At 72.7% G+C, this 25,418-nt stretch carries 27 protein-coding genes and 1 pseudogene; 21 read left to right on the top strand and 7 right to left on the bottom strand.

The genetic code is table 11. The features are described 5' to 3' along the window. Positions 1–54 precede the first annotated feature (54 nt). Entirely contained in the window at positions 55–3,012 is a 2,958-nt protein-coding gene (locus CP982_RS36060) for an AfsR/SARP family transcriptional regulator (RefSeq protein WP_150514306.1), read from the top strand. 78 nt (positions 3,013–3,090) lie between these two features. Here CP982_RS36060 and CP982_RS36065 read toward each other — a convergent pair whose 3' ends face one another. After that, a complete protein-coding gene (locus CP982_RS36065; protein ID WP_150514307.1) occupies positions 3,091–3,321 on the bottom strand; it encodes a hypothetical protein in 231 nt (76 codons plus the stop codon). Positions 3,322–3,650: 329 nt separating this feature from the next. On the opposite strand from CP982_RS36065, the gene CP982_RS36070 reads away from it, so the two are divergent. From CP982_RS36070 to CP982_RS36085, 4 genes are all read left to right on the top strand, one after another. Further along, the gene (locus CP982_RS36070; protein ID WP_150514308.1) at positions 3,651–4,682 is read left to right on the top strand and encodes a glycoside hydrolase family 16 protein; all 1,032 of its coding nucleotides are present in this window, start codon (positions 3,651–3,653) and stop codon (positions 4,680–4,682) included. 254 nt (positions 4,683–4,936) lie between these two features. Then, positions 4,937–6,010, top strand: coding sequence for a class I SAM-dependent methyltransferase (locus CP982_RS36075; protein WP_150514309.1), 1,074 nt, complete (start codon positions 4,937–4,939; stop codon positions 6,008–6,010). 2 nt (positions 6,011–6,012) lie between these two features. Continuing rightward, a complete protein-coding gene (locus tag CP982_RS36080) occupies positions 6,013–6,792 on the top strand; it encodes a phytanoyl-CoA dioxygenase family protein (RefSeq protein WP_150514310.1) in 780 nt (259 codons plus the stop codon). Between the two features lie 10 nt (positions 6,793–6,802). Further along, complete coding sequence (locus tag CP982_RS36085; RefSeq protein WP_150514311.1) at positions 6,803–7,780, top strand: hypothetical protein; 978 nt, start codon at positions 6,803–6,805, stop codon at positions 7,778–7,780. Between the two features lie 31 nt (positions 7,781–7,811). Here the strand turns inward: CP982_RS36085 and CP982_RS36090 are convergent, their stop codons facing one another. Further along, complete coding sequence (locus CP982_RS36090; RefSeq protein ID WP_150514312.1) at positions 7,812–8,495, bottom strand: LysE family translocator; 684 nt, start codon at positions 8,493–8,495, stop codon at positions 7,812–7,814. A 234-nt stretch (positions 8,496–8,729) separates the two neighbouring features. On the opposite strand from CP982_RS36090, the gene CP982_RS36095 reads away from it, so the two are divergent. The 4 genes from CP982_RS36095 to CP982_RS36110 all read left to right on the top strand — a co-directional run bounded on the left by CP982_RS36095 (position 8,730) and on the right by CP982_RS36110 (position 11,150). Then, positions 8,730–9,443 carry a HemK2/MTQ2 family protein methyltransferase gene (locus CP982_RS36095; protein ID WP_150514313.1) on the top strand — a complete coding sequence of 238 codons (714 nt, stop codon included), beginning with the start codon at positions 8,730–8,732 and terminating at the stop codon, positions 9,441–9,443. Further along, positions 9,427–9,678, top strand: coding sequence for a CDGSH iron-sulfur domain-containing protein (locus tag CP982_RS36100; RefSeq protein WP_150514314.1), 252 nt, complete (start codon positions 9,427–9,429; stop codon positions 9,676–9,678). The genes CP982_RS36095 and CP982_RS36100 overlap by 17 nt, the downstream gene beginning before the upstream one ends. Continuing rightward, on the top strand, positions 9,675–10,679 hold the full coding sequence (locus tag CP982_RS36105; protein WP_150514315.1) for an iron-containing redox enzyme family protein: 1,005 nt from the start codon (positions 9,675–9,677) through the stop codon (positions 10,677–10,679). The genes CP982_RS36100 and CP982_RS36105 overlap by 4 nt, the downstream gene beginning before the upstream one ends. Before the next feature lie 102 nt (positions 10,680–10,781). Further along, positions 10,782–11,150 carry a VOC family protein gene (locus CP982_RS36110; protein WP_150514316.1) on the top strand — a complete coding sequence of 123 codons (369 nt, stop codon included), beginning with the start codon at positions 10,782–10,784 and terminating at the stop codon, positions 11,148–11,150. 26 nt (positions 11,151–11,176) lie between these two features. Here the strand turns inward: CP982_RS36110 and CP982_RS36115 are convergent, their stop codons facing one another. Then, positions 11,177–11,719 carry a cysteine hydrolase family protein gene (locus CP982_RS36115; RefSeq protein WP_268255488.1) on the bottom strand — a complete coding sequence of 181 codons (543 nt, stop codon included), beginning with the start codon at positions 11,717–11,719 and terminating at the stop codon, positions 11,177–11,179. A gap of 294 nt (positions 11,720–12,013) precedes the next feature. On the opposite strand from CP982_RS36115, the gene CP982_RS36120 reads away from it, so the two are divergent. Beyond that, entirely contained in the window at positions 12,014–13,111 is a 1,098-nt protein-coding gene (locus CP982_RS36120) for a hypothetical protein (protein WP_150514318.1), read from the top strand. Positions 13,112–13,124: 13 nt separating this feature from the next. On the opposite strand, the gene CP982_RS36125 is transcribed toward CP982_RS36120, so the two are convergent. Then, entirely contained in the window at positions 13,125–14,105 is a 981-nt protein-coding gene (locus tag CP982_RS36125; protein ID WP_150514319.1) for a helix-turn-helix transcriptional regulator, read from the bottom strand. 144 nt (positions 14,106–14,249) lie between these two features. On the opposite strand from CP982_RS36125, the gene CP982_RS36130 reads away from it, so the two are divergent. After that, positions 14,250–14,645, top strand: a complete 396-nt coding sequence (locus CP982_RS36130; RefSeq protein WP_150515903.1) for a RidA family protein — start codon at positions 14,250–14,252, stop codon at positions 14,643–14,645. 127 nt (positions 14,646–14,772) lie between these two features. Here CP982_RS36130 and CP982_RS36135 read toward each other — a convergent pair. Next, positions 14,773–15,150, bottom strand: a pseudogene (locus CP982_RS36135) (DUF4232 domain-containing protein); the annotation flags it as partial. A 223-nt stretch (positions 15,151–15,373) separates the two neighbouring features. Between CP982_RS36135 and CP982_RS36140 the strand changes: the two are divergent. The 8 genes from CP982_RS36140 (at position 15,374) to CP982_RS36175 (ending at position 21,790) form a co-directional block, all read left to right on the top strand. Continuing rightward, positions 15,374–15,943, top strand: coding sequence for a hypothetical protein (locus CP982_RS36140; protein WP_150514320.1), 570 nt, complete (start codon positions 15,374–15,376; stop codon positions 15,941–15,943). Beyond that, a complete protein-coding gene (locus tag CP982_RS36145; RefSeq protein WP_150514321.1) occupies positions 15,940–16,350 on the top strand; it encodes a VOC family protein in 411 nt (136 codons plus the stop codon). Before CP982_RS36140 ends, CP982_RS36145 begins: the two co-directional genes overlap by 4 nt. Positions 16,351–16,537: 187 nt before the next feature. Then, the gene (locus tag CP982_RS36150; protein ID WP_372503537.1) at positions 16,538–17,380 is read left to right on the top strand and encodes an RNA polymerase sigma factor SigF; all 843 of its coding nucleotides are present in this window, start codon (positions 16,538–16,540) and stop codon (positions 17,378–17,380) included. Between the two features lie 397 nt (positions 17,381–17,777). Further along, the gene (locus CP982_RS36155; protein WP_150514323.1) at positions 17,778–18,650 is read left to right on the top strand and encodes an STAS domain-containing protein; all 873 of its coding nucleotides are present in this window, start codon (positions 17,778–17,780) and stop codon (positions 18,648–18,650) included. Continuing rightward, positions 18,647–19,045 (top strand): STAS domain-containing protein, encoded by a 399-nt coding sequence (locus CP982_RS36160; protein ID WP_150514324.1) that lies wholly within the window; start codon positions 18,647–18,649, stop codon positions 19,043–19,045. Before CP982_RS36155 ends, CP982_RS36160 begins: the two co-directional genes overlap by 4 nt. Then, complete coding sequence (locus tag CP982_RS36165) at positions 19,042–19,518, top strand: ATP-binding protein (RefSeq protein WP_150514325.1); 477 nt, start codon at positions 19,042–19,044, stop codon at positions 19,516–19,518. Before CP982_RS36160 ends, CP982_RS36165 begins: the two co-directional genes overlap by 4 nt. Further along, entirely contained in the window at positions 19,515–20,561 is a 1,047-nt protein-coding gene (locus CP982_RS36170) for an ATP-binding protein (RefSeq protein ID WP_150514326.1), read from the top strand. The genes CP982_RS36165 and CP982_RS36170 overlap by 4 nt, the downstream gene beginning before the upstream one ends. Continuing rightward, positions 20,558–21,790 (top strand): PP2C family protein-serine/threonine phosphatase, encoded by a 1,233-nt coding sequence (locus tag CP982_RS36175; protein WP_150514327.1) that lies wholly within the window; start codon positions 20,558–20,560, stop codon positions 21,788–21,790. Before CP982_RS36170 ends, CP982_RS36175 begins: the two co-directional genes overlap by 4 nt. A 46-nt stretch (positions 21,791–21,836) precedes the next feature. Here the strand turns inward: CP982_RS36175 and CP982_RS36180 are convergent, their stop codons facing one another. Both CP982_RS36180 and CP982_RS36185 read right to left on the bottom strand, forming a co-directional pair. Beyond that, a complete protein-coding gene (locus tag CP982_RS36180) occupies positions 21,837–22,253 on the bottom strand; it encodes an STAS domain-containing protein (protein ID WP_150514328.1) in 417 nt (138 codons plus the stop codon). Positions 22,254–22,456: 203 nt separating this feature from the next. Then, positions 22,457–22,852, bottom strand: coding sequence for an ATP-binding protein (locus CP982_RS36185; protein WP_150514329.1), 396 nt, complete (start codon positions 22,850–22,852; stop codon positions 22,457–22,459). 137 nt (positions 22,853–22,989) lie between these two features. On the opposite strand from CP982_RS36185, the gene CP982_RS36190 reads away from it, so the two are divergent. Then, positions 22,990–23,493 carry a MarR family winged helix-turn-helix transcriptional regulator gene (locus CP982_RS36190; protein WP_150514330.1) on the top strand — a complete coding sequence of 168 codons (504 nt, stop codon included), beginning with the start codon at positions 22,990–22,992 and terminating at the stop codon, positions 23,491–23,493. Between the two features lie 601 nt (positions 23,494–24,094). Further along, positions 24,095–25,342 carry an MFS transporter gene (locus tag CP982_RS36195; protein ID WP_170316566.1) on the top strand — a complete coding sequence of 416 codons (1,248 nt, stop codon included), beginning with the start codon at positions 24,095–24,097 and terminating at the stop codon, positions 25,340–25,342. Positions 25,343–25,418 lie beyond the last annotated feature (76 nt).

Raw genomic sequence — 25,418 nt, forward strand, 5'->3', positions numbered from 1 at the left:
GCGCGTCGCAAGGCCCGCCCGCCAAATGGTCCTCACGTCATTTGGAGACATCCCATGCCCCCCACCGCCTCGCCCGCCCGCTCCTCCGGCGACGAGTCCGGGCGAACCTCCGCCCACCGCTTCACCGTTCTCGGCCCGCTTCGTCTGTACGACGGTCCGGCCGAGGTGCCCGTCGGCGCGCCCCAGCTGCGGGCGGTGCTCGCGGTTCTGCTGCTGCGGGCGCGTACCCCCGTGTCCGCCTGGGAACTGATCGCCGCGGTCTGGGGCGACGAGGCCCCGCCCGGCGCGCTGGGGTCGTTGCGCACCCACGCCTTCACCCTGCGCCGCCTCCTCGAACCCGGCCGGGCACCCCGCGCCGCCGCGCGCACGCTGCTGACGACGGGCGACGGCTACAGCTTGAACGTCGACCCCGAGGACGTCGACCTGACGGTCTTCGAACTCCGTACTGCCGAGGCACGGCGGGCCCGGGCCGCAGGTCAGCTCGAACGGGCGCGGTCACTGTTCGTCTCCGCCCTCGACCTGTGGCGCGGCACGCCGCTCGCCGGTGTGCCCGGCCCGTACGCCGAGGCCCAGCGCACCCGTCTGGAGGAGCTGCGCCTGTCGGCGGTCGAGGCCCGCTGGGAGGCCGAGATCGCCTCGGGCGGGAGCGACGGCGCGATCGGTCCGCTGCGCGCGCTCGCCGCCGAACACCCGTGGCGCGAGCGGGTCCACGAGCTGCTGATGACAGCGCTGCACCAGGCCGGACGGCAGGCGGACGCACTCGACGTCCACGCGCACGTCCGCCGCGCGCTCGCCGAGGAGCTGGGCATCCGGCCGGGCCCCGGCCTCGACCGGCTCCAGCAGAAGATCCTCACCGAGGGGCCCGGGGGACGGACGGGTGACGCGGCCGGGCCCCCGGCTCCGGGCCGCTCCCACGGACCGGCTCAACTCCCGCAGGACGTCGCCGACTTCACGGGCCGCGGCGACGAGGCCGACCGGCTGTGCGCCGCGCTGGAGAAGGGCGGGATCGTCGCCCTCAGCTCCATCAGCGGGATGGGCGGCATCGGCAAGACGGCCCTGGCCGTCCACGTGGCCCGGCGGATGCGCCACCGCTTCCCGGACGGGCAGCTCTACGCGGACCTGCGGGGCACCGACCCCCGGCCCGCCGAGCCCATGGAGGTCCTCGGCCGCTTCCTGGGCGTCCTCGGCGTCCGCGCCGGTCACCTCCCGAGGCTGCCCGGGGAGCGGGCGGCGCTCTACCGCTCACTGCTCGCCACCCGGCAGGTGTTCGTCGTCCTCGACAACGCCCGCGACCCGGCCCAGGTGCGCGACCTGCTGCCCGGCGCGCCCGGCAGCGCGGTGGTCGTCACCAGTCGCTCCCGCCTCGTCGGCCTGACCGGGGCCACCCTGGTGGACCTGCGGCCCATGGCGCGGGCGGAGGCCCTGGAGCTGCTGACCCGGATCGTCGGCGAACCGAGCGTGTCCGCCGAGCCGGAGGCCGCCGCCGAGGTGCTCGACGCCTGCGGCCATCTGCCGCTCGCCATCCGCATCGTGGCCTCCCGGCTCGTCGCCCGCCCTGACCACACGCTCGCGGAGACCGCCGCGCTCCTCGCGGACGAGCGGCGCCGCCTCGGCGCGCTGCGGGCGGAGGACACCGCCGTGGAGACGACCTTCCGGCTCGGCATGGAACTCCTCGACGCCGAGCAGGTCCGCGCCTTCCGGCTCCTCGCCCTGCCCGAGATGCCCGAACTGGGCGTGCCCGTCGCCGCGGCGCTGCTCGCCCGGCCGGAGCGGGAGGCGGAGGAGCTGTGCGAGTCGCTCGTCGACCTGAGCCTGCTCGAGTCGGTCGCTCCCGGCCGCTACCGCTACCACGACCTGCTCCGGCTCTTCGCCCGTGAGACCGCGCGCGCCGAAGTGCCGGACCACGAGCGGACGGCCGCGCTCACCCGTCTCCTCGAGTTCTGCCTGGCCGCCGCCCTCGGCGCCCACCGGGCATCGCTGCCCGACGACGTGTTCCCCGGGCACGTGGCCGCGCTGCGCCACGAGGGCCTGGACTTCGCGGGGCCGCAGCAGGCCACCGTCTGGCTGCTCGACGAGCAGACGTCGCTCCTCGGGCTCATCGAGCAGGCCGCGGGCGACGCCTCCCTGTCGCTGACCGTCTGCGCGGACCTGCTCCTCGCGGCGGACCCGCTCGGCCGCCTCGGCGCCCAGCCCTACGGCATCGAACGCGCCGCCCGGACCCTGGCCGGGGCCGCGCGCGCCGCCGGTCACCGCACCGCCGAAGCGCGCGCCCTGTACATGCTGGGCAGCTCCGTGCAGCACCGCTTCGCCATGCGGCTCGGCGCCCCCGCCCTCGACCGGGCCGTCGAGCTGTGCCGCGAGACCGGGGACCGGAGGCTGCTCGCCCACGTACTGATCACACGGGGCGGAGGAGCCCTGGCCCTGCGCGACTTCACCGCCGCGCACGCCCTGTTGAGCGAGGCCCTGACCCACTGCCGGGCCCTGGCGAGCCGCGGCATCGAGGCGTACGCGCTCGGCTTCCTCGGCCTGGCCCTGCTGGCCACAGGGCGGGCCGACGAGGGGCTCGCGCACTGCCGCGAGGCCGTCGCCGTCACCCGGGCGACCGGGGACGTCGCGGGTCAGGCCAACGCGCTGCACAACCTCGGCCAGGTCTGTCTGCGCACCGGGCGGACGTCCGAGGCCTTCGACTGCCTGCACGAGAGCCTGCGCCTGTGGCGGCAGACGGGCTCCCGCTTCCGCGAGGGCCTGCTGCTCGGCGCGATCGCCCAGGCCCACAACCTCTCGGGACGTCCCGAGGAGGCCGCCGAACACGCCGCGCGGGCCCGGGACATCGCCGAGGCGCGCGGCGACGCGGGCATCCTCGCCCGCGCCCTCGCCCAGCTCGGCCACGCCCACCGCGCGCAGGGCGACACCGACCGGGCCCTGGAGCAGTACCGCCGTGCGCGGAGCGTCTTCCACGAGCTCGGCCTGCCCGACGCGGACGACATCGCGCGGCACCTCGGGGAGCTGTGAGGCACGCCCTCCGCTCAACGCACACGCCCCGTCGGCAACACACTGCCGACGGGGCGCTCTCGCTGGACCAGAGCCGGACTACAGCTCGCCCGGACGGGGCTTGTCGAGCCAGCCGGCGGCCACCACGCTGTGCTTGGCCGGGCGGAGCTCCCACGCCCCCGGAGCGACGTCGGAACCGGCCGCGGGGCCGTGCGCGGCCGCCGCCCCCGTCGCGTGGGCGCCGTTGCCGCCCGCATCGGCAACCGCCACGCCGCCGCCGAACGCGCACAGGGCGGCTGCCGCCACACCCACTGCCACACGCTTGATCACGAAAACCTCCAAGGTCTGATGGGGATCAACGCACGCAGTAGACCGACCACCGATCAACAAGCGGTCAACATCGGTGTGACGGTGCGTTCCTGGAGGCGTCAGGGGTCCGGCGGACCGGCGTCGGCAAGCTCCGCGCCGGGAGGCGCTGGGCCGAGGAGGCGACGGCCGAACGGGTGCGGTTGGGACCGCGTCATCTCCGTCTGACCAGCGCTGATCCGCAGTTCCTTGGCATCGGGCGGAGCCGTTCCGGCCGGGAGCGGGGATCGGCGGGCTCCAGCTTTCGGGGCAGCGGCCGATCAGAACCGGTGACCGACCGTAGGGAGCCGACCATGCCCCAGCGCGAGCGACGACGCGGACGCACACCCCTGATCGCCGTGACCTTCGGGGCCGCCCTTGTGGTGGCCCTTCTCTCTGCCCCCGCTGAGGCGTCCGGCGCGTCGGCGCCGTCCGAAGACGCCTGCCGTACGACCACGATCGTCATGCCGCGCGGCGACTGCGGCCCCTTCCGGCAGGTCTTCGCCGAGGACTTCGAGGGCGACTCGGTACCGCTCGGCTCGTTCACCGACTGCGACCACACCCCGGACCGGCGCACGGCCTACTGCGGCGGGCTCACGGGGGAGTACCGCGCCAACTGGTGGGCGTACCCCACCGGATGGCAGGACACCGCGAAGAGCGGGGCGGACGGCAACACCGGCCGCGCGGTCGGAGGGGTCTACCACCCCGAGGACACGGTGAGCGTGGGTCCGGCCGACGACGGCGACGGGCGGATGCGGATCCGCATGTGGCGCCCCTCCGGCGGCGGTGACGTCCACTCCGCCGCGCTCGTGCCGAAGAGGGTCATGGAGCAGGCGTACGGGAAGTTCAGCGCCCGCATCAAGGTGACCAGGCTCGCCGCCGGCTACAAGTCGGCGTGGCTGCACTACGGCGGCGGCTGCGAGATCGACTACCCGGAGCAGAACTGGACGGACACCATCACCGCCTTTCACCACCCTTGCGACGGCAGGCCCCAGGGCTCCTTCCCGACCGGCGCGCGCTGGACGGACTGGCACACGGTGAGCACCGAGTGGACGCCGGGCCGCGTGCGCTTCTTCCTGGACGGCGAGCGCGTCGGCGAGGACACGCGAGGCGTGCCGTCCCGGCCGTTGAGCTGGATCCTGCAGAACGAGAGCGCCCTGTACGGCCCCTACGCGGCCCCGGGGTCGTCGGCACAGCTCGAGATCACCTGGATCACGGCGTACGCGTACGACGGGTGCGGTGACTCTCCCGCCGCACGGCCTTCGCGGCCACCGGGCATCCGCGAGGACGCCGCCGTGCCCTTCCCGGCCGACGTGGTGTCCCGGCCGCCCCGGTCCGGTCCGTGACCCGGGGCGGGGGCCGAGGGAGCGCCCGAGGCAGTGCCGTATCGGCCATGTTTGGCCTTCAACCAGTGGCTCCTGCACGCGTCCGTCCACCAGGCAAGGAGAGCGGGGCGGCCCGCTGCCCGGGGCTTTGATCTGCGGGTGCCGGACGTGGCTCGCGCGCTGAGGGTGGCTGGTTCGGGCTCATGGGATGACTAGGGTGGGTCAGGCGTGGGACGTAGGGGCTCGACCCATCGCCCGACTGCCCCAGGAGCACCATGCAGAACGTCATGGCCACGCCCAGCAGCTCTGCTTCGACGGACGCCTACGCGCCGGGTCTCGATCACTACGCCTCGCGCCATCGCCGGGACGCCGTGAAGAGGCTCTGGGAGGAGCCGGTCACCTTCTCGATCCTGCGAGCGGCGCTCGCGCAGGTGCCGACGTCACGGAGCCTGAGCGTGATGGACATCGGCTGCGGCGCCGGTGAAGGCCTGCATCTGTTACGGGCCCTGCACGCCACGCGCGCCCTCGCCGACCTGCCCCGCATCACCTACCGCGGACTCGACCTGGACGAGGGCCTCCTGCGCCTCGCGGCGCGCACGCACCACGAGGAGGACGACGCGGAGTTCTGGCACGGTGACATCCGTGAGGACCTCCCCGAGGACCCCTTCGATCTGTATCTGTCCTGTGGTGTGCCCTACTCGCACCTGACCGCCGACGAGTTGCTGGCGGCGCTGACGCGGGTGTTCACCGCGGTCCGCCGCAACCGGACCCGCTCTGTCGTCGTCGTGGACGTCCTGGGCCGCTACTCCCTGGAGTGGGTGCCGAACTGGGGCCGCGCGCGGTGGCCGTACCGCATGAGCTTCTTCCAGAGCGACCAGGAGGCCCAGGACGTGCCCATGACCTTCTGGGACGCGGGCGGGCTGCGCGACTGCATCGGACAGGCCGCCAGGAACGCCGGGGCGCACATGGAGCGACAGCAGCTCTTCGACCGCTCCATCATGGTGGGCCGCCACACCGCCACCGGGCAGTTCAACCCCCAGCTGCCGCCCTACCGCACGCTGATCAACCTGCTGGAGGACGGCGACGCCGTCCCCCTCGAGGACCTGCGGGCCCCCGCCGTGCCCGAGCAGGCGCCGCCCGTGCAACGAGCCTTCTTCAGCCAGCTCTTCACCCAGTGGAACGACGTGCTGGACGCCGCGGGGGCGAGCACCCGCGCGCGCAGCCTCCCCGCCGCCGTCGGCGGCCCCATGGTGGCCCGCGGCCTGCGGGCCGTGGAGCACCGGCTCTCCTCGGGGCTGGGGGTGGGGCACTCGCTCAGCGCCGTCGTCACCCTCGACGAACGGGCCTGACCATGTGGACCCTTCTGGAACACCGCAGCCTCACCGATGTCACCGGCCAGGCCCACGACGTGCAGGCCGTCTCGTCCCTGGGCTACGCCCGCTACGTCCACGACTATCCGCAGCCGCTGCTGGACGACATCCTCGCCGCCGCGCGCGCGTGCGTCCGGCACGAGGGGGAGGCCCGCAGCGCCGACCGCTACCTGAAGCTGCGTCACCTCCGGGCGGCCCACGAGGCCGTCCCGGGCGTCGAGAAGCTCATGCGTGACAGGAGCCGTCTGGAACGCCTCGGCCAGCTCGCGGGCACCGAACTGGAGCCGTACCCGATCACGCGGGCCGCCTCCCACATCAACTTCTACCGGCCCGGTGAGATCCCCATCGAGCACCACACGGACGGCGCCGCCATGGTCGAGCTCATCCCCCTGTACACCAGCGGGCCCGCGGAAGGCGGCGCCACCCTGATCTACCCGGGCTCCCCGGAGGACGGCCGATGGGAGCTGCGGCACCGCGGTGCCCTTCCTCCGCACGAACACGCCCGCGTGCCCCAGCGCACCGGACACGCCGTCCTGATGCAGGGGCGACGCCTGCTGCACACCGCCGAACCCCTGGAGGACGGCGAACGCGTCACCCTCGTCCTGGTCATGCGCTCCACCAAGGAGCCCTGGAAGGACGGCAACAGCCTCGCACGTCTCCTGCTCGACGACCCGCTCGACTCCGTACGCGACGAGTGGATCCAGGACCAGCAGTATCAGGCGGGCCTGTACCGGGCCACAGCCGCAAGCGACGACACCTAGGAGCACACCCATGATCACCACGACCCCCGACACCACCAGGGTCGCCGCCATCACCACCGGTCTCGACCGGCTGCGGCGCTCCCTGCACACCGCCGAGGACGGCGTCCCCCGCCACCTCGACGAGCCGCCCTGGGAGCCCGGCTTCGTCGCCGACCTCCCGCGAGCGGGCGTCGGCTCCTTACGGATGGCCGAGTTCGACTACACCTCCGCGGAACTCCACGGCAGGGCCGGGCTCACCGACGACCTCGCGATGGCGGGCCCGGTCGAACTGCTCACGGCCCGGGGAGCCCAGGCGCTGCGGACCATCTGCCGCGACCTCAAGCCGTGGGCGGTCCACAACGACTACGTCGTCTCCCACCGGCTGCGCAACGTCGAGGCCGTCTCGCCGTTCGTCCGCGCGATGGTCCGTGACCCGGCGTTCCTCCGCAACGCCTCCCGACTGGTGGGCGTCCCGCTGATACCGCATCCGCTGCGCAACGCCGGAGTCCAGATCAACTACTACGCCCCGCCCGCGGACGGCGCCGCCCCCGCGGTCGCCAAGTGGCACCTCGACGGCATGAACTACGTCTTCACCATGACGCTCTCCGATCACGCCGAACACACCGGCGGGGACTACGTCTACTACCGCGGGCACCCCCGCGACTTCGACATCAACCGGGAGAAGATCACCGCCATGGGGGCATCGCACCCCGAGGTGCACGCCGCTCCCTTCCAGCACGTCGGCGACACCATGTTCACCCGGGGAAGCAGGGTGTACCACGCCGTCACCCCTGTCTCCCGAGGCGACCGCATCACCCTGGCCGTGTCCCTGTTCTGCCCCCTGCTCGGCACCCAGGACGAGAACCGCTTCTGGCACAGCGCTCCCGACGACGGGCTGCTGCGCACCCTCGGCAACTGGCGCAGGCTGCGCCGCGCCGTCCGCCGCCCCGCCACCTACTGCCGCCGAGAGGGAATTCCCGTCATTCCCTCGGCCGGCCGGTCTGAATGAACCCTGACTGAGCAATGCGTGCGGTCAGCGTTCAATGCTGTTCCGTCGAGAGCCATCCGGCGAGCCCCAGCATCGCCACACCCGTGAAACCATCCAGTACGCGCCGAGCACGCCGGGAGATCCCCATGCTCCGCAGACGGCTTCCCAAGGCCGCATAGCCGCACGCACAGAGGAATTCGACGGCGATATACGCGGCGCCGAGCAGCAACAACGGTACGGCCACATCCTTGGCGTCGTGGACGAGGAACTGCGGAAGGAACACGGTAAAGAGAATCAAGGCTTTGGGATTCGACGCGGCGACGATGAATTCCTGCCGGGCCAGCCGCCAGGACCGCACCGTGTCCGGGCGGCCGGCCTCCCGGCGGTCGCCGTCCCGCGGCGCGGGCCGGTCCCCGCCCGTCTCCCGCTCGTCGCCCGAACGGCCACGCAGGGCCGTGGCCAGTGTCTTTCCGCCCAGCCACACCAAGTAGGCCACACCGCACCACTTGATGACGTTGAAGGCGACCTCCGAAGCGGCGAGCACCGCGCCCAGTCCCGCGGCCACGGCCACCACCATGAGGGCGAAGGCCGTGAAGCGGCCCAATGACGCGCTCATCGCGGGGGTGAGCCCATGACGCAAGCCATTGCGCAGGCTCAGCAGCTGATTCGCGCCGGGCGTCGCCGCCACGAGCAGGGCCGCGGGGAAGAACGTCGTCCACTCCACGTCAGAGAACATGAAGACACGTATACCCCACATTCAAGCCCTAATGGCTCCGCATGAATTCACGGCGCTTCGGGGTGTGGAGAGCGGTCGGCCGGGCACCCAGGGGCGAACGGAAGCTGTGCAAACTCCACGCTGTCCGCATCGCGTCGCCATCTGTCATGGCAGAAGCGGCGACCGGCCGCGAACAGACGGAGGGTGGAGAAGAAGACGCCCTGCCGTGGAGTCCCGACGGACGGAAGGCACCAGATGACCACGCGCGTGCGGACAGCGACGCAGGGGTGGCCGCGGACGTCCCCGCGCGCCCGGCCGGTCCGCCTGCTCACCCCGCCGGGCGTGTACGCGCCGCAGTGCGACACCGAACTCCTGCTCCGCGCCCTGTACCGCGAGGACATCCGCACCGCCGCTCCCGTCCTCGACCTGGGAACCGGCTCCGGGGCCCTCGCCCTGGCCGCGGCCCGGCTCGGAGCCGAGGTGACGGCCCTCGACATCTCCTGGAGGGCGGTCCTGACCGCCCGGATCAACGCCTTCCGCGCAGGGCAGCCGGTCACGGTGCGCCGCCGGGACATGACCGCCCGGGTCCCCCCGGGGCCCTACGACCTCGTGGTCAGCAACCCGCCGTACGTGCCGTCCTTCTCTGCGCTGCCGCCCCGGCGCGGCGCCGCACGGGCCTGGGAGGGCGGCCCCGACGGCAGGGCCTTCGTGAACCGCGTCTGCGACGTGAGCGCCCGCACCCTGCGTGCCGGTGGCGCCCTGCTGATCGTGCACTCCGCGCTGTGCGGCGTGGCCGCCACGCTGGCCCGGCTGACGGACCTCGGCATGGACGCCCAGGTCACCGGCCGGGAAATCGTCCCCTTCGGACCCGTACTGCGCTCCCGCCGGGCGTGGCTGCGCCACCGCGACCTCCTCGGCGAGGACGAGACCTGCGAGGAACTGGTGGTCATCCGTGCCGAACGCCGCTGAGCGCCCTCGCCGCGTCACGATCGGCCCCGACGGGCCCCTCCTCGTCGAGGGCCCGGTGGAGGTCGTCGCCGACGACGGCACCGTCCACGTCTCGCGGCGCTTCACCGTCGCGGTCTGCACCTGCCGCCGCAGCCGTACGTACCCGTGGTGCGACACGAGCCACCGTCCACGGGAGAGTCGCCGAGGGCGGCCGCCGTCCCTGACCGGCGGCGAGGAGCGCGGGGCCGTGTCATGACCGTCTTCACGGAGCCGCGTCACCGCAGCCCCGAACTCCCGGACGCCCGCGGCGATCTGTCCGGTGGAGTCATCGCCGCCCTGCGGGCCGGTGACGCGGTGCCCTCGCCTCGGGAGGCACGGGACGCGGACGCGTACGGAGACGACCTCCAGCTCGCCCTGTACGTTCTCTACGAACTCCACTACCAAGGGTTCGCGGCAGTGGCCGACGAGCGGGAATGGGACCCCGCCCTGCTGGCCCTGCGGGCCGCCCTGGAGCAGCGATTCCTGAAAGCCCTGCGGGCCGACGCGCCCCCGCGCGAAGGCGCCGAGGAAGCGCTGGCCGCGCTCCTGGTGGAGCCCGCCGGGCACGACGCGGCGAGCGTGAGCCACCACCTCCAGCGTGACGGAGAGCCGTGGCAGCTCAGGGAGTACGTGGCGCTGCGCTCGCTGTACCACCTGAAGGAAGCCGATCCGCACGCCTGGGTCATCCCACGGCTGCACGGCCGGGCCAAGGCGGCCATGGTGGCCGTCGAGTTCGACGAGTTCGGGGCCGGGCGCGCCGAGGACGTCCACGCGCGGCTCTTCGCCGACCTCATGGCCGACCTGGGTCTGGAGACGGCCTACGGCCACTACCTCCCGGCAGCCCCCGCCGCGGCCCTCGCCCCCGTGAACCTCATGTCCCTGTTCGGCTTGCACCGCGCCCTGCGCGGGGCGCTCGTGGGGCACTTCGCGTCCGTCGAAGTGACGTCGCCGCCCGGTTCGCGGCGCCTCGCCGCGGCCCTGCGCCGCACCGGCGCGGGACCCGCGGCCCAGCGGTTCTACGACGAACACGTGGTGGCCGACGCCGTACACGAGCAGGTCGTACGCCGTGACGTCGTCGGCGGTCTCCTCGCCGCCGAACCCGCCCTGGACGCCCAGGTCGCCTTCGGTGTCCGCGCCACCGGCGTCCTCGAAGACCGCCTCGGCGCCGGCCTCCTGGAAGCCTGGCGGCAGGGCCGCAGCGCACTGCGTGCTCCCTGATGTCACCTCTGCCGTGGTGTGCGAGCCGTGCGCCAGGGCACCCGTAGCCGACGAGAGAACGTGTCACAGACGAGGCTCACAGACGAGGACAAGGAGAACACCGTGCCCCCAGCCACCTACTGTCTCGTCGCCGTGGACTGCCCTGATCCCGCTGCCCTGGCGGGGTTCTACGCCGCGCTCCTCGGCGGCGACATCAAGCGGGACAGCGACGACTGGTACGACCTGTACGTGCCGGGAGGCCATCGCATCGCCTTCCAGCGGGCCGAGGGGCACCAGCCGCCGCAGTGGCCCCGCGCGGACGCCTCCCAGCAACTGCACCTCGACTTCCACGTCACGGACATGGACGCGGCCGAGAGCCAGGCCCTTTCGCTCGGCGCGATGCCGTTGGACCTGGACGACCAGGGCGGTCGGCGCGGCTTCCGCGTCTACGCCGACCCGGCGGGCCACCCGTTCTGCCTGTGCCGCGCCTGACGTGCGGCACTGCCTCATCCGGCTGTTCACTCCCGCCCTGTGAACCTGACGTCCTGAGCGCGGACGACGCGTGCGCCCATGTTCGTGCGCATCATCTCCAGTGCCGCGTCGGCGAGTTCGGGGTGGATCGACGCGACGGCGTCGGAGACGACCGTCACGTCCAGGTGCCGGATGTGGGCGTCGAGCGCCGAGTAGAGCACGCACTGCTCGGTCACCTGGCCGCACAGGACCACGTGGCGCACTCCCAGCTCCCACAGCAGATACGACAGCGGCGTCTCGTAGAAGATCGAGTGCCGCGCCTTCACCACGAACAGCGCTTCGTCGTCCGGCACGATCGGTGCGACGAGATCCGCGTGCGGACCGGCCAGGGCCGCGTCGACGATCTCGCCGTGGTGGGAGCGCCACTGCCCGAAGTTGTCGTTGGCGTACACCACCGGAGCGCCCTGGGCCCGTGCCGCGGCGAGCAGGTCGGCCACCACCGGCACGACCCTGCGCGCCGAGGGCAGCAGCCGCTCGGCGTCCTCGTGGTCGTACATGTTGATCATGTCGATCACGATCACGGCGGACAGCGCCCCGGTGCCTGACGACGCAGTGGTCACGGACTCCCCGGAAGAAGCGGGCCGGTGCCGCGTCAGCGCCGGGACGCCCGGGAATCCAGTCACAGCGCCCTCCATTCTCGCCATTCTCGGCCACGCCGTGCCGCTCCGCACGCTGTGGCCGCAGTCGGGGTACCTGGCCGGGCGCGTGTGAAACGTGCTCGCTCCCCGGGCGCCCGCGGTGTGTGGCGACGCGGTGAAGCCATGTGATGGAGTAAGGGAACGGAGGTCCCGGGGGGCCGAGAGGGCGGGGAGGGCGCAGAGCGCATCGTGAGTGGCGACAAGGAAATATCGGACCAGGAGTGGGAGCGCTTCCTGCGGGACGCGGGGGCCGACACGCAAGGCGCGCCCAAGGAGCCGTCGGCGCGGGCCAGGATGGTGGGGCGGCGCCTGCGGGAGGAGCCGGGCGGGCCGGAGGGGTGGCGGACGCACCGGCCGCCCCCGCGACGACGGGGCGTCAAGGCCTGGTACGTGGTCGGGATGGCGGCGGCGGCCGCCCTGCTGGTGGTGGCGCTGGCCTCCGACCAGGTGGCCGGGTGGTTCGGGAGCGGAGGCGGCGAAAAGCCCCCGCTCGCCGCGGAGTCGGAACGACCGACCGGGGCGCCGAGGCTGGAGGCGGCCCAACTGCCCACGGTGGAGCACCCGTTCAGGGGTTCACCCGCGGCGCGCTGGGGCGACGGGACGGCGGGGATCCACCTGCCGCCCGCGCGGGCGACCGGGTGGATGAGCAAGTCCCAGGTCGCCCGGGCGCTCACGCGCAGCCGGGACTTCCTCGCCGCGTCCAGCCTGGACGAGGACGTGCTGCGGGGGCAGCGGCCCACCAAGGCGATCGCGCTGATCAACCCGCGCCAGCAGGACGTGCAGGACTATCTGGCCGCCGCGTTCCGCACTCCCAGCCGCAAGAACGACCCCCTGCTGCTCTTCAGCCGCTTCCCGAAGGACGAGGTGCGGCCTGTCGGCGACGTGGTCAAGACGCGGGGGCGGATCACGTTCCGGGAGGGGAAGCGCGGCGCGGTCGAGGTCGTCAGCGACGTCACGTACGTGTATCCGGTCGTACGCGCCGCGGGCGGCAGCGACGAAGTCGCTCGCACCATCGTGCGCCGGGAGGTGGTGATGAGCTGGGACGATCCGGCGAGAGTGATCACCAGGCCCGGCACGCTCTCCCTGGTGTCGTACAAGGCGGACTTCACCAACGGGGGCTGCGACAACGACACCGGCTACTTCACCCCCACCTTCGGCTCCCAGCGCGCCGGCACCGGCTCCGGGGACGGCCCCGAGGTCGACCCGTACGACCGGAGCACGTCCATGGACGAACGGATGCGGGAGGCGGCCGGGGTCGGGTGCGGGACGGCCACACGGTCGTGACGAGCCGGGCCCGTCACGCCGAGGGCGGAGCTCCGTAGCGGGCGGCGACCGTGGTGGCGCGCCGGTGCAGGGCGGCGCGCAGCGACCGCGGGGCCAGGGCTTCTGCCTCCGTGCCGAGCTGCCACAGCGCCCATTCGGCGTGCCGGGCGTCCTGGAAGGTCACTTCGAGGCGCAGCCAGCCGTCCGCTTCCGGTTCTTCCGCGCGGACGGCGAGGGCGGTGTCCAGGAGCTCCTCCCGGCGCGCCGGGTCCACCCGTACCCGCACGGCCATGTGGTCGCCGTCGGAGAGGAACCGCGCGGAGCGCTCCCGCCAGATCCGGTCCAGGTCGACCCGGTGGGGGCGCTCCGCCGCTTCGGGGAGCGCCTCGGCGGCCAGGACGCGGGACAGCCGGTAGGTGCGGTCCTCGCCCGCTCGTGCGGCCAGCAGATAGCCCCGGTCGCGCACGGTCACCAGGCCGATGGGGTCCACCGTGCGCCACCGCGGGGCCTGGTCCGAGGCCGCGTAGTGGATGCGCAGCTTGTGTCCGGTGAGGACCGCGCGCCTGACCTCGACCATGGTGGCGCCGGGTATGTCGTCGACGACCCGACGGCGCGCGAGCAGGTCGGTCTCCGGGTCGACGAGGAAGCGCCGGGCCGCGTCGCTCGCGGTGGCCCGGTGGTCCTCGGGCAGTGCGTCGACCACCTTCCGCATGGCCGAGGCGAGCGCCGAGCCGAGGCCGAACACCTGCTCGCCGAGGGCCGATCCGGCGGTCAGGACGGCGAGGGCCTCGTCGTGGTTGAGGCCGGTGAGCTCGGTCTGGAAACCGGGCAGCAGCGCGAAACCGCCGTGTCGGCCGCGTTCGGCGTAGACCGGGACACCCGCCGCCGACAGCGCCTCGATGTCGCGCAGCACGGTACGCGTGGACACCTCCAGCTCGCGGGCGAGCGCGTCCGCCGTCATCCGGCCGTGCCGGCGCAGCAGCAGGACCAGGGAGACCAGCCGATCGGCACGCATGCGAGAACGCTAACCGAATACATGACTGAGGGTGTCGTGATTGGTTGGCAGGCTCGTCGGCACGACGTCGGAGGCGGCTGCCGACCCGAACCGCGCTGGGCCGGACTCCGATGTTCCGACGCATGGACTGGAGCTGATGTGGCAGTGGAAAGAACGGCGGTCAACCCGGTGACGTGGTCGCAGGAGCTGGGATTCAACCAGGGCGAGCTGGTCTCCGGGCACCCCCGGACCCTGTACGTATCGGGGCAGACCGCGACGAGCGCCGACGGCGAACCCCGGCACGACGGGGACATCGCGGCGCAGTTGGCCTTGAGCATCGACAATCTGGAGGCCGTGCTCGGCGAGGCCGGCATGTCCCTCGCGCACCTCGTCCGGCTCAACGTCTACACGACCGACGTCGATCGGCTCATGCCGCACTACGGCGTGCTCGCGGCGCGGTTGGGTGCCGCCGGGGTCGCGCCGGCCTCCACGATGCTGGAGGTGACGCGCCTCGCGGTCCCCGGCCAGCTGGTCGAGCTGGAGGGAACCGCCGTGGCGTGACGCGGCCCCGTCGCTCAGTTCGCGCCGCTTGGTCTCGCCGGGAGGGGGCACCACGAGAGCCGTGACCCGGACGCCGGACGTTGACCGGGTAGGTGATGCCGAAGGACACCGACTCGCCGTCCTTGAGGGTCATCGGGGTGGCCCGCTCACCGCTGCGCTGGGCGGACAGGTCCCCCTCACTGGTCTTCAGATCAGCGCCCGCGTATCCGGACAGGGCGCAGTCCCGGCCGCCGCCGTTCTTGAAGGTCACCGCGACGGTGCCCTCGGTGTCGCCGTCGATGGTGCTGTCCGACGCGGTGATGTCGAGGTCGTCGGTGCGGCACTTGCCGACCTTCGCGTTCGCGTCGGAGCCGCCCGAGCCGGAACCTCCCGTGGACGACGACGCGTGGGACGAGGACGACGACGAGTCGCTCCGGCCCGAGTCGTCGTCGCCGTCGCAGGCCGTGAGCGAGAGACCGGCGGCTACGGCCAGGGCGGCGAAGGTGAGCTTGTGAACGCGCGTCATTGTTTCCTCGGGATCGGTGGCGGTGGCGGTGGCGGTGTCGGCCGCTCGGTACGAGTCGTTGCGATTCGGTACGAGCGAGCGTTGCTGACCACCAGGACCGGTCACACCCAGTGAACCGTTCCGCTCAACTTCCGCCCAAGACAGTCCTGTTACCTGCACGCGCGGCTCCTGCGGCGAGAGCGGGAAGTGACCGGATGTCGGACCCCTCCGTTAGCCTCCCCGCATGTCTCTCACCGTGGAACAGCTGACCGGATACGTGGAGCGGGGCCTCGACGCCGACCTGGCGCGCTGGTTTCCCGACGGGCCGCGCGTGGAGGTCCCGGCGTCGACCCGCCCCGTCGCACCGTTCCTCGCGAGGCTTCCGCACGACGCCGCGACCGCCCTCGCCGCCTTCGACCGCCGGGTCCGCGCGGGAACCCTGCCGGGCGTGCTCGACATAGCCGACTGGTCGTACGCCTTCGACTTCGCGGCCAACGACTGCCGGATCCTCGGCTCCGACCACGAGACGGAGCTGTCCGACGACGACGTGTGGTCCATCGGCGCCGACGGCGGAGGCAACTACTACGTCGTCCTCACCGACGGCCGCGTCGCGGTGTGGTTCCACGAGGAGGAGGCCGTCGAGGCCGACACGCAGCACGACAGCCTCGACGTCTTCCTGTGGTCGCTCGTCCGGTACCACGCGGTGCGCGCCGGTGTCCTCGACCTGGCCGAGGTCGAGGGCGACTTCCGCGCCCTCGGGCAGCCCGGCGCCCTCGCGCCGGGGCTCGGGCTCCTCGCCCTGATGTCCCGATGACCGCACCGGCCACGGGGACGCTCCACCACGTCGAGGTCTGGGTGCCGGACCTCGACCGCGCCGTCGCCTCCTTCGGCTGGCTCCTCGAAGCCCTCGGCCACGTACGGTTCCAGAGCTGGACCACGGGCCGCAGCTGGCGGCTCGGGGCGACGTACCTGGTCGTCGAGGCGTCCCCGGCCCGTACCGCGGACCGGCACGACCGGTGCCGGCCCGGCCTGAACCACCTGGCGTTCCACGTCGAGGACCACCGCGCCGTGGAGGCCCTGGTCGCCGAGGCGCCGCGGCACGGCTGGAGCCTGATGTTCCCCGACCGCCACCCCCACGCCGGTGGCGAACGGACCTACGCCGCCTACCTGGAGAACACCGACGGCTTCGAGGTCGAACTCGTCGCCGGGACCCATCCATGAGGAGCAGCGCCTACGGCGGCACGGCTCTTGACGGGGCATCGGTCCGGTCGCGCGAATCCGCGTGCATGGAACCGCGGGTGGCGGGCAGACGCACGACACATCCCCCTCGGGGGAGGGGAGAGCCAGTGACGTCGAGAGAAGGGTGGAAGGTGTGGCTGCCGCGACAGGCGCAGTGTCCGAGGTCCAGGTGCCCGCAACGCACGTCGGCACGGACGGTGAACTGCCACTGATCGAAGCGCCGCTGTCCGTCGAGCCGCGCGACGCCCGGGTGTTGTCCAAGCAGTTCTTCGCACGCCTCGCCGTGCTGGAGGAGGGCACCCACGACCACCAGTACGTCCGCAACACGCTGATCGAGCTGAACCTCTCCCTCGTGCGTTACGCCGCCACCCGCTACCGCAACCGCGGCGACGAGCGGGAGGACATCGTGCAGGTCGGCACGATCGGCCTGATCAAGGCCATCGACCGCTTCGACCTCACGCGCGAAGTGGAGTTCACCACGTTCGCCGTCCCCTACATCGTCGGCGAGATCAAGCGCTTCTTCCGTGACACCAGCTGGGCCGTGCACGTGCCGCGCCGCCTCCAGGAAGCCCGTATCGAACTGGTGAAGGCGACCGAGGAGCTGTCCAGCCGCCTCGACCGCGACCCCACCACCGCCGAGCTGGCCGAGCTGATGTCCCTGCCCGAGGACGAGGTCGTCGAGGCCCGCAAGGCCGCCAACGCCTATACGTCCTCGTCCCTGGACACCACGCTGCTCACCGGCGCCGCGGGGGACGAGAGCGAGGCCGTCCTCGCCGACTTCATCGGCGCGGAGGACGCCGGGTACGAACTGGTGGAGGACCTCAACAGCCTGGCCCCGCTGATCGGCGAACTGTCCGAGCGGGACCGGGAGATCGTCCACATGCGGTTCGTGGAGGAGCTGACGCAGGCGGAGATCGGCGAGCGGATCGGGGTGTCCCAGATGCAGGTGTCCCGCCTGCTGAACCGCATCCTCGGCCGGCTGCGCGCGGGCCTGCTGCCCGAAGGCGCCTGAGCGGCCACCGGCCACCGGCCACCGGAGAGACGGACAACTGCAAGCGGTACGCGGCGTCCACACGCCGTACGACACACGAACGTGGCGGGGCCGATGTCGGCCCCGCCACCTTCTTCTGGCACCTGCGCCCCCCGTCCGCACCCGCTCAAGCGTTCCGGGGTCACCCGCAAGTGCCATGGTTCGTACGGGACGGAGGGGTACACGGAGTCAGACGAGCACGACGGCCCCCGCCGCGCGGCCGCGCGGAACCCGCCGCCGGCGGCAGGACGGGGGTCGATAACATTTGCCGGGCGGCAAACGAAACCCGGCCGGGCGAGGCGAACCCGGCCTCAACTCCCGGTCGAAAGCAAGAGGATGACGCCCCACCGGGCGCATCCGGAAGGTGAGGGGTTGGGCTGTGACTGGCAGCGACACCGCCGTACGTGAACGCGTCACCGAGGTCCTGCGCGCGAACGCCGACGACATCGCGGACCGCTGGGTACGGCTCCAGCGGGAACAGGCCGTGCTCGGCAGCGACCTCACCGAGGGAGAACTGCACGAGGAGGCCGACGCGTTGATGCGCGCCCTCGCCGGGGCCCTCGACGGGCCGGGACACGCGCACGGCCTCGTCCACACCCACGAGGACCTCAACAGGAGCGTCACCGACCTCTCCCTGCGCCGGGCCCGCAGCGGCGCCTCCCCGACCGTGGCCTCGCTCGCCGTCCAGGCCCTGAAGCAGGCGCTCCTCGAAGCCGTGCGCCGCGTCACGCGGGAGAGCGACGAGATCCTCGCGGCGGCGCTGCTCATCAACCAGCTCTTGGACAGCGCCGGAGCCCTGTCGTTCGAGGTCTACGTCGAAGGCCGCGAGGAGATCATCCGCCGGCAGAGCCGCCAGCTCCTGGAGATGTCCACCCCCGTCGTACGCCTGTGGCGCCAGGTCCTCGCCGTACCGCTGATCGGCACCCTGGACACCGCGCGCACCCAGATCGTCATGGAGAACCTCCTCCAGGCCATCCAAGACGACCAGGCCCTCGTCGCCATCATCGACATCACCGGTGTGCCCACCGTCGACACCGCCGTCGCCCAGCACCTCATGCAGACCGTCAAGGCGGTACGGCTCATGGGCGCCGACTGCGTCATCAGCGGGATCCGGCCGCCGATCGCCCAGACCATCGCCCAGCTCGGCATCGACCTGTCGACCATCCTGACCCGCGCCACGCTCGCGGACGCGCTCGCCGCCGCCATCAAGCTCGCGGACACCCCCGGCCCCGACGGGACGGACGGCCGGTGAACGGGCACCCCACCGCGGGAGTGCCCATCCTGCGCCTCGGCGACGTCCTTGTCAGCGGGCTCCTCAACGAGCTCGACGACAAGTCGGCGCTCGCCTTCACCGAGGAACTCACCGAGACGATCGTGGCCAGCGGCGCGCGCGGCGTCCTCATCGACATCTCCCGCCTCGAACTCGTCGACTCCTTCGTCGCCCGCATGCTGATGGACCTCAGCACCACGGCCCGGCTGCTCGGCGCCCGCGTCATCGTGGCCGGGATGCGCCCGCCGGTCGCCATCACCCTCGTCGAGCTCGGCATCGAGCTGGCCGGGGTCGAGACCGCGCTCAGCGCCGAACAGGGCCTGACCGCCCTTGGCTGGCACAAGGGCGTGCCGCCGCGGGAGAGGGCGGAGCCATGACGCGAACCGAAGGACGGACCGCCGCGGCGCCCCGCACCGCGGGGGAGCCCGGCCTGACCCGCCCGCAGGAGTCCACCACCCACACCGTGTACAGCGAGGAGGACCTGCTGCACGTCCGGCACGCGGTGCGGGCCGCCACCGTGCTCGCGGGCTTCGGCATCGTCGACCAGACGCGGGTGGTCACCGCCGCCAGCGAACTGGCCCGCAACGCCTACGTCCACGGCGGTGGCGGCGTCCTCACCGTCGAGATCGTGCGCAGGCTCGGCACCACGGGCCTCCGGCTCACCGTCAAGGACGAGGGCCCCGGCATCGCCGACGTGGAGGCCGCCCTCACCGACGGCTTCACCACGGGCGCGGGCCTCGGCCACGGCCTCGGCGGCGCCCGCCGGCTCATGGACGACTTCGCGCTGCGCACCGAGGCCGGGCGGGGCACGGTCGTCACGGCCGTCCGGTGGCACAAGAGGCGCGCGTGACCACTGGCCCCAGCGGTCACCCCGGCCCCGCGCGAGCCGTCCTCGCGGAGCCCACCCGGGCCGTCCCCATCGACCACTTCAGCGCCGTGCACCTGGCCGCGGCCACGGCCCGCACCCTGGCCCGGCGGTGCGGCCTTCCCGGCGCCCTGCCCGACCGGGCGGCCGTCGTCGCCTCGGAGCTGGCCAGCAACATCGCCAAGCACGCCACCGGCGGCAGCGTCTACCTCCAGGCCCTCACCCACGGCGAGGGCCTGGAGATCACCGCCGTCGACCGGGGCCCCGGCATGCGCGAACCGGAGCGCTGTCTGACCGACGGCTACACCACCACCAACACCCTCGGCGCGGGGCTCGGCGCGATCCGCCGCATCGCCACCACGCTGACCATCCGCACCCGGGCGGGCACCGGCACGCTCGTCTGCGCCCGCCTCGCACCCCCCGGCCGCACCGCCGACGCCGAACGGCCGCTGGGGTCCCTGTGCCTGCCCGCCGAGGGGGAGCGGCACTGCGGCGACGCCGCGTCCTTCGCCCTCACCGACCGCGGCCTGACCGCCCTCGCCGTGGACGGGCTCGGCCACGGAGCGGAGGCGGAGGAGGCCGCGCGGGCCGCCGTGCGCTGCTTCCACCGAGGGCCGGACGCCGACCTGCCCGACCTGCTCACCGCGGCGAACCGCGCCCTGCGCCACTCCCGCGGCGCCGCCATCGGTCTGCTCCGGCTGCGGGACACCGCCGTCGACTACTGCGGCGTCGGGAACGTACGCGCCGTACTCCTGTCGCCCGACGACGTCGGGCGACGGCTCAGCGGGCAGCCCGGCGTCGTCGGCTGGAACATGCCCCCGCCGCAGGTGCGCCGCCTCAGCGTGCCCGCGGGCGCCACGGCCGTGCTCCACACCGACGGCGTCGACCAGCGGTGGTCCCGGGACCCGGAGCCGTTCCTGCTGCGCCTGCCGCCGCCGCTGCTCGCCGCCGCCCTCGTCCACGGATTCCGCCGCAGCCGCGACGACGCGACCGCCGTCGCCGTCAAGACCCCCCAGAGGCCCCGATGACCGCCACCGACCTGCGCTCCCTGCCGGCGCTCAGGCACGCCGTCCGTTCGCTCGCCGACACCCACCGCCTCGGCGTGGAGGTACGCGCCCGGCTCGCGCTCGCCGCCGGGCGCGTTGCGGCGCCGGTCGTCGACGCGGGCTTCCCGGTCACCCTGACCGCCACCAGGGAGGACGACGGCGGGGCGCCGCTGCTCGCGGTCACCCTCGACCACCGCGCGTGCGGCATCGGCGTCCCCCCGGCCGACGAGCTGCCGCTCGCCGCGCACAGCACCACGCCGTCCACCGTGACCTGGCACATCGCCCTCGACACCGCAGGGGGGACGACACCGGCGCCGACGGACGCGGACGCGCCGCCGGACGGCGAGAGCGAGGTGCTCCTCAAGGAACTCGGCGCCGCCCTGGCCCAGGTCGACGCCCTGAAGGCCGAACACCGCCTCCTCAAGCACGAACTGGCCGAGACCAACAGCGGTGTGCTCGCCCTGTACGTCCAGCTCGACGAGCGCGACCAGCAGGTGCGCCGCGCCCACGGCCGCGTCCTGCGCGAACTGGAGGACGCCCTGCGCCCGCCCGTCCTGGACGTGCCCGGGCTCGAACTGGGCGTGCACTACGCCCCGGCCGACTCCGAGGCACCCACGGGAGGCGACCTGTACGACTGGTTCGTGCTGCCGGACGGCACCGTGCACATCACGGTCGTGGACGCGCTCGGCCACGGCGTCCGCTCCACCCGCACGGCCCTGAACGTCACGCACGCCGTCCGCACCCTGGCCCTCGAAGGCCACCCCTTGCAGTCGATCGTGGCCCGTACGAACGAAGTGCTCGCGCCCTTCGACCCCGCACTGATGGCGACGGTCCTGCTGGCCCGGCTGCGCCCGGAGACCGGGGAGCTGCACCTCGCGGGCGGCAGCCATCCGCCCGCGCTCCTGATGCGCCGGGGCGGCGGCACCGAGTACCTCGAAACCCCCGGCCGGGGCATCGGTTTCCCCCTGCCCGGCAGCGAGGAGGTCCGCCGCACCCGCATGCGCCCCGGCGATCTCCTGCTGCTCTACACCGACGGCCTCACCGAGAGCCGCAGGGACCCCGAGGAGGGCGAGGCCCGGCTGGCCCGCGCGGTCCGCGACCACGCCCACCGCCCGACGGCGCACCTGCCGAGGGCGCTCGCCAAGGAGATGCACGCGGTGATACTCCACGCCGACGACACCCTCGCCCTCGCGGTGCGCTTGAGCGCATAGCGGCCCGTGAGCGCATAGAGGTGAGGTCCCCGAGCGCACAGGGAGGTCAGGAGCGCGGCGCCGGCGCGTCGTCCACGGCCTCGGTGGCGTCGACGACGTGGAACACCCGCTCGGTGTGCGTCAGTCGCAGCAGATGACGGACGCTGGGGGAGGGCCGCGCGAGCAGCAGCCGGGCGCCGGACGCCGCGGCCCGCTCGCGCAGGTTCAGCAGCGTGTTGAGCCCGCTGGAGTCGCAGAACGTGACGCCGTGACAGTCCAGGACGAGGGTCCGCGACCCGTCCTGGAGCAGCGGCCCCGCGGCCTCGGCGAGCGACGGCGCGCCCTCCAGGTCCAGCTCGCCCGAGAGCCGCAGCACGGCCCGTGCCCCCGCCCCGTCGTCCTGCGAGCGGCCGTGGTCCCGTGCGCCCCCGTCGTCCCGCGCGCCCTCATCGTCCTCGCGGCGGAGCCAGAAGCGGTCTTCCATGCCTGCGCACCTCTCTCGGGCCGTCACCGCCCGACTCGCTGCTGACGTGCGTACGTGGAGCTGACCCGTACCCCCGAGTCGGCGCCGATACCGGCGCGCGGACGGGCCGTACGTGTCGCCTTGATCACACGCGAGCACGCCTGCGGACGGCGAACTGCCCCAGGACGCCACGGATGTCACGGATGTCACGGACGTCACGGACGTCACGACAGCGGCACGGTGGCGCGCACTCTCTTGCCGCCCGGACACCACTCGACCTCAAGCCGCCCCGCGAGGTCCCGCACCAGGTGGAGCCCGAATCCGCCCGGCCGCGCCGGGTCGAGGGGCAAGGTGCGCGGCGGCTCGTCGGCGGCGTCGGACACGGACACCGTCAGACCCAGGTCGCTGTGGCCGAGCCGCAGGGCGGTCACCCCGCGGGCGTGCCGCAGCGCGTTCGTCACCAGCTCCGACACGACCAGGAGCACGGCCTCTGCCTGCCGCTCGTCGTCGCATCCCACCGACGCCATGAAGTCACGCGCCGCCGCACGTGCCTCGGCGGCCGACACCGTCCCGTTACGCTCCCACTCGCGCACCACTCGCTGCTCCTTCGGAGGGTGCATCACGACAACCTCCCGTCGTTCCGCGGTTCACACCGATCGCTTGCCCCGAACCCCGCCGACTACGCGGTGGTTCCGGTGCGGCACGCGGATAGTGTGGACGCGCCAGCCGTGGGAGAGGGGCGACGAGGGGAAAGGCCATGGACGCGGACCCCGGTGGGCCGGGAGCGCGGCGGCGCGCGGACCGCGCGGACGCCGATCCGGCCGCCGAACTGGCGGACGTCCTTGAGGTGTTGTGGGAGCACGGCCGTGCGGTGAGCCCGGCGCCCGCCTCGCCCTCGCAGCTGCGCGTGCTCCACTGCCTCGACCGGGACGAGGGCATCAACCTGCGCACGCTCGGCGAACTGCTCGGCGCCTCGCCCCCGTCCGTGAGCAGGCTGTGCGACCGCCTGGAGGTCCTGGGCTTCGTGCGCCGCGCCCCCAGCAGGGCCAGCGGGCGCGAGCTGGAGCTCCGTCTGACGTGCCACGGCAGGACGCATCTGCGCGCCCTGAAGGACCGGCGCGTCGCCTCGCTGCGGGAGGTGACGGACCGGATGACCCCGGCGGACCGCCGCGCCCTGCTCCACGGACTCCTCGCGCTGCGCGCCACGTTGGCGCACCCGGAGACCGCAGCGGGGCGCGATACCGAGGGCGATGGGCGCTGACACGCCGTCGCGCCGCCTTGCCTTTCCGTGCTCCCGTGGGACCCGTGGGAGTGGAATGGATGTCGGGCAGCTCGAATAGGGCTCGGACGGCCGTTGTTAACCCGCCGGTATAACTTACGAGTAGTTTATCGGGCGCTTCGGCGCGAAGGCGTGGGCGCGCACTGCGGTGACCAGTGCATTCTCGCAGAAGTGGTGTAGACCATACTCCTGGTGCAACACCCAGTCAACGTCTTGTCTTTCTATTAGGGGCGCGAGTAGATTCCCCCGCCAAGCACCGCCGGAATTCCTGCCGTTGCACATGGTGAAATCCTTGGCGTTGCACATGTTGAAATGGTCTCAGATGGTAGGACGAGGATGGCGGAACCTGAGCTTCCTGTGCTTCTCTGAGCCAAGCCGAGCGAGACTCCAGGGCACCACGGACGACCCCGTGAGCGCTTCCGTTTCTTTTCCTTTTGCTTTGCGGGGAGGGTTCGTGATTGCTGTGCACACGCATGGGCGGCGGCGCTTACACGTCACGCGCTCCGCCCGCACCGCCTGTGCGCAGTGCCGGCAGTCCGCGGTGAAGCGGGACGCCCAGCGGCGGGACGAGCGGCTTTTACGAGTGGCTTTCATCATTTCCAGCAGCGGGGACTGGATATTCCGCTTCGCCCTGCCCGTACTCGTGCTCCAGATCACCGGATCGGCGGTCTCCACGGCGCTGACCTATGCGATCGAGTTCGTGCCGTTCGTCGTCATCGGACTCTTCAGCGGAGTTGTCGCCGACCGGGCCGACCGACGGCAATTGATGATCGCGTGCGATGTCGTGTCCGCGGTGATCGTGGCCGGGATCGGGGTGCTCTGCCTGATCGATCCGCCGGTGTTCCTGGTGATGGCGGCGGCCTTTCTGCTGGGCTGCGTACGGCCGTTCTCGTTCCCCGCGTTCCAGGGATTCATCACCGAGCGGGTCGCCGAGGAACGGCGGGCCTCGATGAACGCCTGGGTCCAGGGCGCGGACGGCACCCTCGGCATGCTCGGCCCCGTCGCCGGGGTCGCGGTCGTCACGCTCCTCGGGCCGACCGCGGCGAGCTTCGCCAACGCGGCCTCGTTCGCGGTCTCCGCCCTGCTGATCGCCGCCACCGCCGCCGTCGCCGCGGGGCGGCGCCTGCGGACCTCGTTCGCCGCGGCCTGCCGCTCGCTCGGGCCCGACTCCGCGGCGGCGCTGCGCATGGTCGTGCGGGAGCGCGCCCTGTTGTGGGCCACGTTCCTGCTGACCCTCGCCAACCTCACCTTCCCCGCGGCGGCGGCCAACCTCGTCTACATCGTGGCCGGGCCCGACGGGGACGTCCCGGCCTCGCTCGCGGTGGTCGCGGCGGCACAGGGACTCGGGGTCGCGCTCGGCGCCGCCGCGGCACCCCTGCTGCTGCGCAGGTTCTCGGCGGGCACGCTCATGGGTTCGGCCATGGCCGTGAAGGCCCTAGCCCTGACACTGCCCGCGTTCCAGCCCGGCATCGGCGCGCTGACCGTGTGCTGGTTCGTCGTCGGCACGACGACCTCCACGTTCATCGTGCCCTGGCGGACCTATCGGCAGGGCGCGGTCGATCCGCAATTCCTCGGCAGGGTGGTGGGGCTGCAGCGGGCCATTCCCTTCGCCGCCATCCCGGTCAGTTCGCTTCTCGGCGGCTGGCTGGTCGTCGAGTTCGGTGTCACCGCGCTGTTCACGGCCATCGCCGTCATTCAGTTCTTCGTCTGGCTCGGTACTCGTTTTTCGCCATTGGGGAGATCCGGCTCTTCGCGCGTCGAAGTGGCCGGGCCCCAGGTCATTCCTTCGCCGCAACCGACGTCACTACCGAGTCGAACAGGCAGGAATTGAGCCGACTGCGGCGGGACCTCACCAGTCGCATGCATACCATCCACGTTCACTGCGTCATTCCCGTTCACGGAAAGGT

It is taken from the genome of Streptomyces spectabilis (assembly GCF_008704795.1).
Classification (GTDB): domain Bacteria; phylum Actinomycetota; class Actinomycetes; order Streptomycetales; family Streptomycetaceae; genus Streptomyces; species Streptomyces spectabilis.

What these genes read in the sequence shown, in the direction of transcription:
- CP982_RS36105 (WP_150514315.1), top strand. Translation starts at nt 9,675, where the DNA reads ATGACCGTCTTCACGGAGCCGCGTCACCGCAGCCCCGAACTCCCGGAC.
- CP982_RS36060 (WP_150514306.1), top strand. Translation starts at nt 55, where the DNA reads ATGCCCCCCACCGCCTCGCCCGCCCGCTCCTCCGGCGACGAGTCCGGG.
- CP982_RS36085 (WP_150514311.1), top strand. Translation starts at nt 6,803, where the DNA reads ATGATCACCACGACCCCCGACACCACCAGGGTCGCCGCCATCACCACC.
- CP982_RS36180 (WP_150514328.1), bottom strand. Translation starts at nt 22,253, where the DNA reads ATGGAAGACCGCTTCTGGCTCCGCCGCGAGGACGATGAGGGCGCGCGG.
- CP982_RS36090 (WP_150514312.1), bottom strand. Translation starts at nt 8,495, where the DNA reads ATGTTCTCTGACGTGGAGTGGACGACGTTCTTCCCCGCGGCCCTGCTC.
- CP982_RS36070 (WP_150514308.1), top strand. Translation starts at nt 3,651, where the DNA reads ATGCCCCAGCGCGAGCGACGACGCGGACGCACACCCCTGATCGCCGTG.
- CP982_RS36125 (WP_150514319.1), bottom strand. Translation starts at nt 14,105, where the DNA reads ATGCGTGCCGATCGGCTGGTCTCCCTGGTCCTGCTGCTGCGCCGGCAC.
- CP982_RS36075 (WP_150514309.1), top strand. Translation starts at nt 4,937, where the DNA reads ATGCAGAACGTCATGGCCACGCCCAGCAGCTCTGCTTCGACGGACGCC.
- CP982_RS36145 (WP_150514321.1), top strand. Translation starts at nt 15,940, where the DNA reads ATGACCGCACCGGCCACGGGGACGCTCCACCACGTCGAGGTCTGGGTG.
- CP982_RS36190 (WP_150514330.1), top strand. Translation starts at nt 22,990, where the DNA reads ATGGACGCGGACCCCGGTGGGCCGGGAGCGCGGCGGCGCGCGGACCGC.
- CP982_RS36140 (WP_150514320.1), top strand. Translation starts at nt 15,374, where the DNA reads ATGTCTCTCACCGTGGAACAGCTGACCGGATACGTGGAGCGGGGCCTC.
- CP982_RS36165 (WP_150514325.1), top strand. Translation starts at nt 19,042, where the DNA reads ATGACGCGAACCGAAGGACGGACCGCCGCGGCGCCCCGCACCGCGGGG.
- CP982_RS36175 (WP_150514327.1), top strand. Translation starts at nt 20,558, where the DNA reads ATGACCGCCACCGACCTGCGCTCCCTGCCGGCGCTCAGGCACGCCGTC.
- CP982_RS36185 (WP_150514329.1), bottom strand. Translation starts at nt 22,852, where the DNA reads ATGCACCCTCCGAAGGAGCAGCGAGTGGTGCGCGAGTGGGAGCGTAAC.
- CP982_RS36080 (WP_150514310.1), top strand. Translation starts at nt 6,013, where the DNA reads ATGTGGACCCTTCTGGAACACCGCAGCCTCACCGATGTCACCGGCCAG.
- CP982_RS36095 (WP_150514313.1), top strand. Translation starts at nt 8,730, where the DNA reads ATGACCACGCGCGTGCGGACAGCGACGCAGGGGTGGCCGCGGACGTCC.